Source organism: Microbacterium sp. LWH12-1.2 (assembly GCF_040675825.1).
Lineage (GTDB): Bacteria > Actinomycetota > Actinomycetes > Actinomycetales > Microbacteriaceae > Microbacterium.
This window is the reverse complement of sequence record NZ_JBEGIJ010000001.1, coordinates 1,638,471-1,650,935: the sequence shown is the minus strand read 5'-3', so window position 1 is coordinate 1,650,935 and position 12,465 is coordinate 1,638,471. Positions and strand designations below refer to the sequence as shown.

The 12,465-nt window shown below is 66.9% G+C and carries 9 protein-coding genes; 4 read left to right on the top strand and 5 right to left on the bottom strand.

Annotation, left to right across the window (positions count from 1 at the left end):
- Nucleotides 1-3: 3 nt before the first annotated feature.
- Nucleotides 4-969: an acetylxylan esterase gene (locus MRBLWH12_RS07980; RefSeq protein WP_363547939.1), complete on the bottom strand. Its 966-nt coding sequence runs from the start codon at nucleotides 967-969 to the stop codon at nucleotides 4-6.
- A gap of 105 nt (nucleotides 970-1,074) precedes the next feature.
- Here MRBLWH12_RS07980 and MRBLWH12_RS07975 point away from each other — a divergent pair, with 105 nt between their 5' ends.
- Nucleotides 1,075-5,085, top strand: coding sequence for a hypothetical protein (locus MRBLWH12_RS07975; protein ID WP_363547936.1), 4,011 nt, complete (start codon nucleotides 1,075-1,077; stop codon nucleotides 5,083-5,085).
- A gap of 77 nt (nucleotides 5,086-5,162) precedes the next feature.
- Here MRBLWH12_RS07975 and MRBLWH12_RS07970 read toward each other — a convergent pair whose 3' ends face one another.
- On the bottom strand, nucleotides 5,163-6,323 hold the full coding sequence (locus tag MRBLWH12_RS07970) for a mandelate racemase/muconate lactonizing enzyme family protein (protein ID WP_363547933.1): 1,161 nt from the start codon (nucleotides 6,321-6,323) through the stop codon (nucleotides 5,163-5,165).
- Nucleotides 6,324-6,417: 94 nt separating this feature from the next.
- Nucleotides 6,418-7,221, bottom strand: a complete 804-nt coding sequence (locus MRBLWH12_RS07965) for an IclR family transcriptional regulator (RefSeq protein ID WP_363547931.1) — start codon at nucleotides 7,219-7,221, stop codon at nucleotides 6,418-6,420.
- 229 nt (nucleotides 7,222-7,450) lie between these two features.
- Here MRBLWH12_RS07965 and MRBLWH12_RS07960 point away from each other — a divergent pair, with 229 nt between their 5' ends.
- From MRBLWH12_RS07960 to MRBLWH12_RS07950, 3 genes are read left to right on the top strand one after another with little or no spacing between them, the layout of a single operon-like run.
- Nucleotides 7,451-8,383 (top strand): carbohydrate ABC transporter permease, encoded by a 933-nt coding sequence (locus MRBLWH12_RS07960; protein ID WP_341974122.1) that lies wholly within the window; start codon nucleotides 7,451-7,453, stop codon nucleotides 8,381-8,383.
- On the top strand, nucleotides 8,383-9,240 hold the full coding sequence (locus tag MRBLWH12_RS07955; RefSeq protein WP_363547929.1) for a carbohydrate ABC transporter permease: 858 nt from the start codon (nucleotides 8,383-8,385) through the stop codon (nucleotides 9,238-9,240). The genes MRBLWH12_RS07960 and MRBLWH12_RS07955 overlap by 1 nt, the downstream gene beginning before the upstream one ends.
- A 53-nt stretch (nucleotides 9,241-9,293) precedes the next feature.
- Nucleotides 9,294-10,613 (top strand): ABC transporter substrate-binding protein, encoded by a 1,320-nt coding sequence (locus MRBLWH12_RS07950; protein WP_341974124.1) that lies wholly within the window; start codon nucleotides 9,294-9,296, stop codon nucleotides 10,611-10,613.
- Between the two features lie 190 nt (nucleotides 10,614-10,803).
- On the opposite strand, the gene MRBLWH12_RS07945 is transcribed toward MRBLWH12_RS07950, so the two are convergent.
- Nucleotides 10,804-11,523, bottom strand: a complete 720-nt coding sequence (locus MRBLWH12_RS07945) for an SDR family NAD(P)-dependent oxidoreductase (protein WP_363547926.1) — start codon at nucleotides 11,521-11,523, stop codon at nucleotides 10,804-10,806.
- Nucleotides 11,520-12,437 carry a dihydrodipicolinate synthase family protein gene (locus tag MRBLWH12_RS07940; protein ID WP_363547923.1) on the bottom strand — a complete coding sequence of 306 codons (918 nt, stop codon included), beginning with the start codon at nucleotides 12,435-12,437 and terminating at the stop codon, nucleotides 11,520-11,522. Before MRBLWH12_RS07940 ends, MRBLWH12_RS07945 begins: the two co-directional genes overlap by 4 nt.
- Nucleotides 12,438-12,465: the final 28 nt, after the last annotated feature.

The window sequence follows — 12,465 nt, the reverse complement described above, 5'->3', positions numbered from 1 at the left end:
CGCTCAGCCGATGCGGTCGGCGGGGAGTGCGAGGAAGTCGGTGGAGTCCTGCAGGAGCAGCCGATCGGACAGTTCCCCGATCGGTCCGTCGAGGTGCCCGTTCGCGCGCACGCTGAGCCGCTTCGGGCCGCCGAGCGCGTGATAGACGGCGAACTGTCCTCGGGGGTCGACGGCAGGGTCGAGGACTGCCGCACCCACAAGCACCGGGATACGCAGACGGCGTGCAGCGATGGCCGCGTCGAAGTAGTCGAGTACAGGGCGCACTTCGGGGTGCGCGCGAACATGCAAGCGCACGGCCTCTCCGCTTCCGGTGCAATGGCGGCTGAGGCGGATCGTGTGGTCTCCGAAGCTGGGAACGTCGAGCGTGGCCCGTCGGAAGCGAGTGTCCCAGGGGAGGGCCATCGCCCCGATGCCGCCGCCGAAACTCCCGCCGCTGAAGTCGAGGATGTCGGCAGCGCCGGGGGCGGCATCCAGCAGGACGGTCGCTGCCCGCCAGATATCCGCCGCGGCGAAACGATGGGAGTACGTGTCGCGGTGCGCGATTCCCGACAGCACGTGTTCGTCGGGGACGGCCGGAAAACGGCTGGTCGTTCCCGCGTGGGTTCCGGGTGCGCAGGGGAAGATCGCCGCGGTGTCACGGGGGACCCGGTCGGGGTCGGGAGCGGTTCGGCCGCCGTAGCCGTGACCGACCACGAGCCCGCGACGGATGGTCGAGGCGACATGCGGCACCATCAGGTAGGCCACGGCCTGCTCGCCCGCTGACGAGTGGAATCGGATCTCACTCCGTCGATGGGTCGTGGTGGGTTCGAGCTCGCGCTCGAGCTGCCATGCGACCGGTCCGGTGCCGAACTCGTCGAACGTCTTCTGCCAGAACTCGTCGAAGTCCGCGGGTTCCTCGGGGCGCGCAGCGGGTGTCAGCAGCGCGCTGAGAGAGTACTCGGTCAGTTCCTCGGGGGGATTCTGGGTCACCGCTGGGGTCCTCTCGGATGGGTGTCTGCTCGAGGTTACTGGGCAGCCGCGATCCGAAACGCGGATCCATTGACATCTTCGCATACAGATTGCAGTATGTGCATCATGGATTCAATATCGAACGCAGAAGCCAATGACGGCCCGCTGCTGTGGAGTCGTCGATCAGTGCTGCGCATGTTGGTGATCGCCGGGGTGCTCCCACCGGTGCTCGGCACCCACGCAGAAATGGCTATTGCGTCGCCATCGCAACTCACCGGTGCCAGCGGGTCGTACCCGGATGCGCTGCGAAGGCTCGACATGCCGAACCTGTCATTCACCCAGGTCGCGCAGCTGGTCGGGCCCAACCATCGGATGACGTTCTTCCAGGCCAGCTGGGACGGGGGCGAGACGATCGTGCGTGACCTCGAGGTCGCGCACGACGGCGGCTGGTTGGCGGTGACCGACCCCGCGCATCGTTTCGATGAGCAGTGGGTCGTGCTGAAGGGAACCCTCCCGTCTGGCAGCGCACCGGAGCTCTACGGACCGCTGAGCCCGAGTTGGCTGGGCTTCACGTCTTTTCAGCTCCTCGGCTCGCAGGCGATCGAGCTGTCCACCAGCATCGACGATGTGGACCTCGTCGTCCGCTGGCGACTCGAAGGCGAGAACCCCGAGGCCCATTACGTGCTGACGGCGAAGAACGCCGGTGACTACATCGTCGGGTACCAGAGCCAGGATGCTCGTTCGCTCGACGACCTCGACGAGGTCCTCTGCGGGTCCTACCAGCACGCGCTCTCCGTGGTCGACGGTTCAGCGCCGCTCGGAGCATGGGAGCTGTTCGCGCCGATGGCGCTGACGCAGTACGCCGTCGGCAATGCGGCGGTCACGTCCGGGGTCTACCTGCCGGCCGAGGTCGCCGAGTTCGTGCATGAACGCCAGCTGATGTCGGATCGGCAGCCGTACGGGATGAGTCTGCGCAACGACAGCCTCGACATCGTGCCGTCGATGTACGCCCCGCAGCCCGGTCTCATCACTGCGATGGCGGTCGGCGAGCAGCGCGGCTTCGCCTTCGGCCTGGCAGCCCGTGCCGACACCCTGTACGGGACGTACTCTCAACTGTGCCGGGGCGAGTACGGGCTGACGGCCTACCGGCACAACGTCTACGAGCGTTCGCTGACCGATGCCGTCCACGCCATGACCGAACTCATCGCCATCGAGCCGGACGGAGATGACTCCGTCGACTACATCCCCTCGTTCTCCGGCTGGTGGAATCGCGCCAAGGGCTTCGTGGATGTCGAGAATGAGAATGCCGTGCGCACGGCGGCCAGTGGGGTGGTGCTCGCCGCGCACTACCTGACCGGGACCGCGGACAGCACCCTCTACGAGCGTCGCGCTCGCCCACTCATCGAGTACCAGCTGTCCCGCAAGGGGATCGGCCATTCCCCGGTGATCGGGAGCCCGGTCTACAACGACACGACGCAGTACCGCATCGGCAGGATCCCCACGGATGCGGTGAATTTGACGTCGCTCTATCAGCTCACCCACGGCCGGAACGCCGGCATCCAGAGACTCGCGGTGCAGGCGACCAAAGCGGGCGTCGTCGGGCAGAGCCGGGCGCCGTTCGCCAACGCGCTGGCCACCTATCGGGTCACGGGGGATCCTGCCTACCTCGCTGAGGCGACCTTGATCGCCAAGCGCTATGTGCAGGAGCAGATCCTCACGCCGTACCGGGGCAACGGGCAGCCGCCAGGAGGCTTCGCCTACAGCTTCTCCAAGTACTGGGTCGACCTGCTGGAGATGTTCGAGGTGACGGGAGAGCAGGAGTTCCTCGACGGCGCGTACCGGGAGGCTCAGCGTTTCATCACCCAGACCGCAGTCCGTCCGGTGCCGGATCAGACGGTGACCGTACCTGACGGGCACGTGATCACGCAGCAGTACGACTGGGAGTCCCGCACGTCCCTGCCGTCCTATCCGAACACCGATGTCCCCACCGAGACCGTACCGGCCTGGTACGTGTCGCCCTCAGGGCTCACCTTCGAGGCGCTGTCGTCGTTCAAACTCGGTACCAGTTCGCTGACCGATCCCGGCGGCGGGTACGTCTACAACGCCTGCTGGTCCGGCGCGCTGCTCCGGTTGGCGCACCACACCGGCGACGCGTTGCTCGCCGATGTCGCGCACAACATGGTGATCGGCCGCTTCACCACCTACCCCGGCTACTACGGTCGTCAGTTCCAGGTCGCACAGATGAAGCCGGACTTCGCCACCAATGGGCCGGTCGGGATCACCGGGTACTACTTCCATCACGCCCCCGCTCAGCTCGGTCTGGCGATGGACTACCTGATCAGCGAGAGCTTCTACCGCAGCGCGGGCAACATCGACTTCCCGCACGTGTTCGAGGCTGACTTCGCCTACTTCAAGTTCTTCGCCTACGGCCACGCACCTGGCACCTTCTTCGGTGAAACGGCGGTCTGGCCGTACTTCCCTGCCGGCATGATCTCGCTCGACAACGCGCTGATCAACTGGCTGACCGCGATCGGGAACGACGCCCTGTACGTCAGTCTCACCAACACCGCCGCCAGCGCGCAGCAGGTCGTCGTGGATCTGGCGGGGGAGCTGACGGGGTTGCCGCGCAACTCGGCGACGGCCGTCGAGATCGTCACTGCTGACGGTGCCCGCTCCTCTCAGAACGCCTACCAGGGTCGTGTCACGGTCACGGTGCCAGGGCACGGCCTGCTCGCACTGATCGTGAGGAATGTCGTGGTCGAACGACCGGGGCTGCCCTTCGACGACATCGTCGATCACGGCACCGACAGCTTCCACGAGGTCGACTCCGATCCGGCCTCCGACTACGGAGTCGCACGTGGCATGCTCCTGGTGCGACCGGACCGGAAGGGCTACGACGCCTACGTCCAGATCGACACCGAACAGCAGGCCACTCTGACCTATCGAGTCGGTGGGAAACCCCCGAAGCAGGCGCCAGCCAAGAACTACCCCTATGAATGGACGATCGGCGTCGGCAACCCCGCCAAGACCTTCACGTACGCGATCACGGCCGGCGGGGTGACCACGGACGAGGTCACGCTGCGCCTCCCGAAGCGGATCACCGGTGCCAATCCCGGTGTGGTGGGAGACGTCGTCGCTCAGGCCACCGGCACAGCAGGCGACCGCGTCCCGTTGATCATCGAGGTGCGCAACGCCACAGACGATCCGGTCACCGGAACCGTGACGGTGAGCTTGCCCACGGGCTGGCAGCTCGAGTCGGCCGTTCCTGCGGTCGTCGCTCCTGCGAACGGATCCGTGCGGGTGGAGGCGGCCGCCATCATCGCGTCGGCTGCCGCGCTCGGAGAGGTGCAGATCGCGGCGTCCCTGGCCATCCCGGGGGACGATCCGGTGACTCTTCGCCCGGCAGCGATCGAGGTCATCGACCGCCGACGCTTGGTGTCGCTGACGACCGACACCGCGATCGTCAGCGGGCCGGGGGCGACAGCGCGGTTGACCGCACTCGTCATCAACACCGGGGTCACCCCGCTGCACGGCGCGCTGGCACTCTACGGTGCCGCCGGGTGGACCATCACCCAGCGGGATGCCGTCATCGACGTGCCACCGCGGTCCGATCTGACCCACACCTGGACGGTGACAGCCGGCCCCGGGGTCGCGCCGGGTTCGACCATCCGGTTCGAGGCGAGGCTGGACCAGACTCTCCGTCGCGGCGTGCTGGTGCGCGTTGCCGATGAGGGAGTGATCGCGCACACCCAGTCGCCATGGCCGGGCTACCTCGAGGCCGGAACCTGGTACCCGAGCGGCCTGTCAGGGTGGAACGGCACGCGCACGCGCTACAGCGACACGGATTCGGTGGGCAGCACCGTCACCTGGAATGCGAATCTCCTCCAAGCGGGCCTGTACCGCGTATCCGTCTGGTACCCGACGAACCCGACGACCACGACGTCGGCGGCCTACATCGTCGAGCACCAGGCAGGCAGCACCGAGGTGATCGTGAACCAGACGGAGGATGCTGCGGCCTGGCGTGCGCTCGGCACGTTCCGGTACGACGCCGGCGCCGTCGGCGTCGTGCGTCTCGAAGTCCGCAGCACCAGCATCCACCGCGTCAGCGCCGCGCAGTTCGTCCGAGTCGGCGACTGATCCGGCGGACCCGGAGGGGATGAGAAGAGGCACCGCGGTCTTCACCGCGGTGCCTCTTTCGTCGTGCTTCCCGACGCTCAGCGCCGCACGAACTCCTTGATCACGTTCTCGTCGACCGTGACGCCGAGGCCCGGCCCGGTGGGAACGACGAACCCGCCGTCGGGCTTCACTTCGAGCGGCTCCGTGAGGATCAGGTTGGCGACGGGCAGGGTGAACGGCTGATACTCGAACGCGAGCAGCGACGTGGCGCTCGCCGCGACGTGCACGCCGGCCGCCATGGCGATACCGAAGGCTGCGGAATGGTGCGGCGCGACCTGAACATGGAACGCGTCGGCGACGGCCGCGATCGCGAGCCCTTCGGTGATGCCGGTGCGGCCGATGTCGGGCTGGGTGAGGCCGACGGCTCGGCGGGTGAGCCAGTCCGTGAACTCGAAGCGGCTCCGCATCGCCTCGCCGATCGCGACCGGAGTGTCGATCGACGAGGCGAGATCGCGGTGGCCCTCGACATCTTCGGGCGCGAGGGGCGCCTCGAAGAACCAGGCCTTGCGCTCATCCAGCTCCCGTCCGAGCGCCTTGGCCTCGCCGAGTCGATATGTCCAGTGCGCGTCGAGTGCGACATCGAGGTCCGGATGCACGGCGCGGATCGCGTCGAAGGTCGCAAGGTCGGTGTGCAGGTCGGTGCCGAGGTGCAGTTTGATGCGTCGCACACCCGCGTCGACGAGCTCAGCCGCGCGCTCCGCCCGATCGGAATCGTCGATTCCGCGGATGCCGGACACATAGGTCGGCAGCGTCTCGGTGAATCGTCCACCTGCGAGTTCCGAGACCGAGAGGCCGGTGGCGTGACCCCAGAGGTCCCACAGCGCGATGTCCACGGCGGCCATCGCGTCGGCCTGGTGGCCGGTGAGGTGCCCGCGCTCACGCATCGATTCGGACATGCGGTGCCAGAGGGTGCGCACCGATCGCGGATCCTCGCCGAGGATGAGCGGCGTGAGCAGGTGATCGACGATGGCCGCGGCGACTTCGGGTGCGACGGGAGCGAGGGCTTCGCCCCAGCCCACCAGGCCGTCATCGGTCTCGATCTTCACGAGGAGGGTCTCGTATCCGGGGGAGTACAGGCTCCGCCACGGCGGCCTGATCATGTACCCGCGGTGCTCGATGGCCGTGTCGCCGGCGTACGAGTTGTCGGCATCCTCCTTCGACAGGAAGAGGGGGAAAGTCTGGACGCGCGTAATTTTCACAAGGGTCTCCGAAGACATCGATGGGAAGAGAAGCCGTCGACGTCTGTCGCGGCGGTGAAGACGAAGTGCCGCGACAGGCGTCGCGGCGGGGCGGTCAGAGCGCCGCGAACGCCGCCGCGCTGCGGGAAGGGCTGTACCCGAGGGCGACCGAGATCTCGTCAGCGGCTTCGATGAGCTGCAGCGCGAGCTCCTGGTGGGGTGCGTGCAGGTCGAGCACCGACAGCGGCCCGCTCGCGGAGAGACCGGCGATGATCTCACCGGCCCTGTTGTGGATCGGGGCGGCGATGCACGCTCTCCCGAAGGCGAGCTCCTCGATCTCGGTGGCGTAGCCGCGGCTCCGCGTCTCATCGAGGGCGAGCTGCATCGCATCGCGATCGACGATCGTGTGCGGAGTGAACCGCTGCGGTGTGTGGTCGAAGTACTCGTCCACCTTGCTGCTCGGCATTCCGGAGAGCAGAGCCTTGCCGAGGCCGGTGGCGTGCAGGGGGCCGGTGCGACCAGCCATCGCGAACGACTTGGGCGCCAGAGCGCCCTCGAAGTTGCAGAGGTAAGTGAAGGTGAAGCCGCTGAGCTCCGCGACGTTCACGCCGATCTCGATGCGGCGGGCGAGGTTCTGGGCGATCTGGCGCGAGGCGCGGAAGAGCGGTGAACCGTTGAGCGCGATCGTGCCGAGCGAGATCGCGGCAGGACCGAGTCGATAGAGGCCGGTACGGCCGTCCTGGACGACGAACTTCATGCGGTCCAGCGCAGACATCATGCGAGAGACCGTCGACTGCCCGAGTCCGGTGAGCGTGCAGAGCTCGGAGACTCGCAACTCGCCCGATTCCTCGGTGAAGCATGCGAGCAACGACATCGCCCGTTCGACGGTCTGGGTGCCGCCCACCGATTCCGATGCCATGTGAATCCTCCTCCATAGTGTCGCCGCCCCGGGCGACGCTGCGACTCGACGCCGCTGCCAGTCATCCTAGTGAGACAAATGGCACCAAGCAACACAAATGTGGGTGTCTTATGCATTTTGTGGATTTCGAATCCGCAATGTGGTTGACTAGCCGCACGTCAACGTCGACGACTGTGACGACGACGTGCAGGGCCCCGTACGGGGTCGCCCCTACCCGAAAGTGAGTGCAATGCCACAAGCCATCCTCGAGCGGCCCGCGAGCCGCGAGCGGGTCGAGCCACGCTCCGGGCGACGGTCCACGCTGGGTGCGAAGGACCGCACCTTCGGTTTCATGATCGCACTTCCCGCCGTTCTGCTCTTCCTCGTGATCGCGATCTTCCCCCTTGTCTCGAGCATCGGTACGAGTCTCTACGACCAGTCGCTGCTGCGCCCTGAGCGCACCTTCGTCGGATTCGGCAACTATGTCGCCATCTGGGACGAGTTCGCGGCCAGGCTCGGCACCACTCTCGTGTTCTCGACGCTCTCCACGATCTTCCCGCTCATCCTCGGCCTCGCGCTCGCGATTCTGCTGAATGCGCGCATGAGGGGTCGCAACATCCTGCGCGGTGCCCTGATGCTGCCCTGGCTGCTGCCCGGCGTCGTCGTCTCGTTCCTCTGGGCGTGGATCTTCAATGACAGCTACGGCGTCGTGAACCATGTGTTCGCGATGTTCGGGCTGCCGGAGATCAGCATGCTCGGCAATCCCACCGGTGCGATGGCCGCGGTGGTCATCGCGAAGACCTGGCACTCGTTCCCCTGGATCATGGTCGTCGCGCTCGCCGTGCTCCAGACGCTGCCGAGCGAGCAGATCGAGGCCGCGACGATCGACGGTGCCACGCGCGCGCAGCGCTTCCGGCACATCTCCCTTCCGCACATCGCCGGGCCGGTCGCGCTCGTCACCGTTCTGGAGTTCATCTACAACTTCGGCAACTTCGACACGATCTTCGTGATGACGGGCGGAGGGCCGGGGAACTCGACCACGACCCTCGCCGTCAGCCTCTATCACCTCGCCTTCGGCAGCTACGAGCTCGGCAAGGCCTCTGCAATGGGTGCGCTGTGGCTTGTGCTGCTGGCCATCATCTCGAGCGGCTATCTGCTCCTCAACCGACGACTGGAGAAGTGATGCGCCGTAGTCGCGACATCGGCGAGTCGATCATTCGCCCCCATCTGTCCATCCCAGGGCGGGTCCTGCTGGTGCTGCTCGCTCTCTTCGGCCTGCTGCCGGTCTACTGGCTGACTGCGACGGCGTTCACGAAGAAGGAAGACGTCTTCTCGCTCGACCGCCCGTTCTTCCCGGTCGACCCGACCTTCGAGAACTTCATCGGATTCTTCCAGAACGACGCCCTGTTGAAGAGCCTCGTGAACAGCATCGTGGTCTCGACAGGCACAGCGGTTCTCGCTGTTCTCGTCGGTGGGCTGATGGCGTACTCACTCTCGAAGTTCCGCTATCGCGGTCGTAACGCCATGATGTTCATGTTCCTGATCGGACAGCTCATCCCCGGGGCGCTGCTGCTCATCTCGCTGTATCTGATGCTGAGCTCTGCGGGATTGCTGTACACCTACGCGGCACTGATCATCTCGTTCACGACGTTCACGTTGCCGCTCACGGTGTTCCTGTTGAAGGGCATCATGGACGGACTGCCCGACGACATCCTCGAAGCCGCGAAGGTCGACGGGCTCTCCCGCACGGCGACGATGTTCCGCATCGTGTTCCCGCTCGTCGTGCCGGGTCTCATCACGGCCGCGATGTTCGCGTTCATGCGCGGTTGGAGCGACCTCCTCTTCGCGCTCACGCTCGCCGGCCCCGACAAGCAGACTCTGCCGGCCGGGCTCACGCAGGCGTTCATCCGGGAAGGCACGGCCGATTGGCCGGCACTCATGGCGGCATCCCTGATCACGTCGCTGCCGCTCGTCATCATCTTCATCCTCCTCCAGCGCTACTTCGTGTCCGGCCTCGCCGCCGGCGCGGTCAAGGGGTAGCCATGCGACACCGAAAAGTCAGAACCGATCACCCCGACGAAGGAGCAGTTTCCATGAACATCTCGAACTCGCAGTTGAGCCGCCGCGCCTTCCTCGGCGGCAGCACCGCTCTGGCCGCCTTCGGCGTCCTCGCCCTCGCCGGCTGCGCGACACCGGCAGCGCCCGGAACCGGCGCCGGAGCCGGAGCCACTGCCAACGCCGCGACCAAGGCCAAGTCGATCAACTTCTACGGCAACTCGCTCGGCGAAGAGGCGCTGAAAGCAGCCTGGCAGGGGATCCTCGACGGCTTCTCCAAGGATGCCGGCGTGAAGGTGGCCCCGGTCATCTACCCGTACGATCAGGCCGCCACGCAGCTGGCTCTCACCGGTCGCTCCGGCAAGCTCATGGGCGTAGGGCAGTCGGGTGGCTGGCAGGTGCTCACGCCGATGAACGTGCTCGCCGACCTGTCCGAACTGGCAGAAGGTCTCGGCATCCCGCAGGGTGTGCTCGATTCGTACACCATGGACGGCAAGCTGCTCGTCCTGCCGCTGACGGCTGCCGGGATCGGCATGATCACCAATGGTGAGATCGCGAAGAGCGTCGGCATCAAGTCGGGCATGACGGTGGAGAAGTTCGCGACGGCGCTGGAGAAGATCAAGGCGCAGGATTCGTCCTTGATCCCGTACGCCGCGGTCACGAAGAACCCCGACCTGAAGGATGCCGTGCACTGGATGTGGGGCTTCGGAAGCGATGTCGTCACTGACGACCTCAAGTGCACCATCGGTGACGCGGAGAGCGTCGAGGCCATGACCTGGTACAAGTCGCTGCTGGATGCCGGTCTCACCCAGACCAATGTCGCCCGAAGCGACGCTCGCATTCTGTTCGCGAGCGGCCGTGCGGCGCTCTACGACGATGCCCCGCTGGCCTCGACCTTCGTCAAGACGAACGGTGCTGCCCAGAACATCATCGACAACATCGGCGCGATCGCCCGGCCGACCGCCGGAGGCAACGACTCCTACAACCGCGCCTGGGGCGGCGGCCTGTTCGCGAGCGCGGGCGAGGGAGAGCTGACGAGCCTCGAGTTCATCAAGTACGCGGCGACGAACGTCAAGGCGGCGACAGCCCTCTACGAGAAGTCCGCGGTTGCGCCGGCGGCCAAGAGCGTCGCCGACCAGATCCCGTCGCTCGCAGCGGACAAGTTCCAGGTCGCCTTCCGCACCGAGGTGTCGGAGCACGCCAGAGGCGCGGCATGGGATCGTGTCGCGGTCACAGCGCAGATCGACGCGGCGATCGGCGGCGGCGTCGCGACGATTCTCGCCGGTCAGGTCGATGTGCAGGCCGGTCTCAACGCGCTGAAGAAGGAAGTGCAGGGGCTGCTCGACGCGAACTCCTGAGCTCGCCTGCTGCTGACGCTCGCCGCACTCGGATCTCCCCGGGTGCGGCGAGCGTTTTGTCGTGGGCATCGCACCCGGGCAGAAGGTGGTGGGGGAGAAGGCCGGAGGGGAGAAGGCCGGAGGTGGAAACGCCGCTGGCCCTGAGCCGTCGCAGAGACGGCTCAGGGCCAGCGGGTAGATGCGGAGGCGGTCAGAGCCAGCGTTCGCGCAGTACCGGCTTCAGCCATGCGGCGGGGGAGGAGATCGACAGTCCGCCGTCGACGGCGATCGACGTGCCGGTGACGAACGACGCGGCGTCCGACGCGAGGAACGCCACGACCGATGCCACTTCCTCCGGGCGTCCGATCCGACCGAGCGGGTAACCCTCGCTCTCCCCGGTATCGGTCGCGGAGATGCTGCCGGGCTGCACGGCATTGACGCGGATGCCGCGTGGGCCGTAGTCGAGGGCCAGCTGTCGCACGAGCCCATCGACGCCCGCCTTCGCCGCCGCATAGGCGGGCAGGGCGGGAGCGGCGAGGGAAGAGTTCACGGAGGTCACGGCGACGATCGACGAGCCGGGCGCCAGGCGTGGCAGCGCCGCACGGGCGACGAAGAACGCCGAGTCGAGCGTGGCGCCGAGCGCTCCTCGCCAGTCATCGTCACTCGTCGCGTCAGCGCGGCCGATCGGCATGCGCCCGGCGGCGAGAACCACGACGTCGAGCCGTCCGAGAGCCTGCTCGGCATCGGAGACGGCACGTTCCGCGGCATCCGACCTGCTGCAGTCGGCCACGAGGTAGCGCTCGAAGACGGCGTCTGCCGAATCTTCGAGGCCGACGCCGATGACGGCGTCCCCGTCGGCGGCGAAGGCGCGCGCGATCGCGAGGCCGATATCGGAGCTGCCGCCGATCAGCAGCACGCCGCGGCGAGTCACACGCGCACCTTTACCGGCAGCGGAGGAAGAGCGAGCTCCTCAACCACGAGGTCGACGGCCGCGCGACTGCCGGCGTCGAGGCGAGCGGCGGGGTAGCGCACCGTGGCGTGCTCGATGATGCCACGCGCGACGAGCACCTCTTTGTGCACCGCCCATGCGATGCCGCCCTGCAGCCCTATCAGCACGAGGGGGAGCATACGACGAAAGCCCGCCCGTGCCTTGTCGACGCGCCCGGCGATGAAGTCCGCCAGCACCGGACCGAGCAGGTCGGGGAACTCGCAGGCGGGCATAGTCCCCACGGCGCCGCGTGCGTACTCCTCGAGGCAGAACTGGGCGTTCTGGCCGCCGAGCACAGCGAAATCGGCGTCCTTGATCGCGTCGACCACCGCGCCCACCTTGGGAGCTGTCGGCGGCGCCTCGACCTTCACCGAGTCGACCCCGTCGAGGCGGGCGAGCTCGGCGATGAGCGACGGAGTCATGCTGACGCCCGTGACGCCGGGGGCGTCCTGCACCATGACGGAAAGCGACGTGGCCGCAGCCACCTCTCCGTAGAAGTCGACGAGTGTCGCCGCCGGCGGCTTCACCATGAAGGGCGGAAGAACCATGAGCGCGTCGGCGCCGCCCTCTTCTGCGAGGAGCGCCTGCTCGATCGAGGTGGCGGTCGAGGTGCCGTTGACGCCCGCGATGACCGGGACGCGGCCCTCGACGAGCTCGACGACATCACTGAGGATGGTGCGCCTCTCCTCGGTGGTGAGCGCGAACCCCTCGCTCGCCATTCCGAAGACGGCGACGCCGTCCACGCCGGCGGCGAGCTCGAATTCGACCAGGCGGCGCAGGCCATCGCGGTCGAGGGCGCCCGTCTCATCGAACGGGGTAGCCAGAATCGGCATCAAGCCGTGGAGTTTCAGAGCCATCAGCTGTTTCCCCGCTTCAGCATTGTCA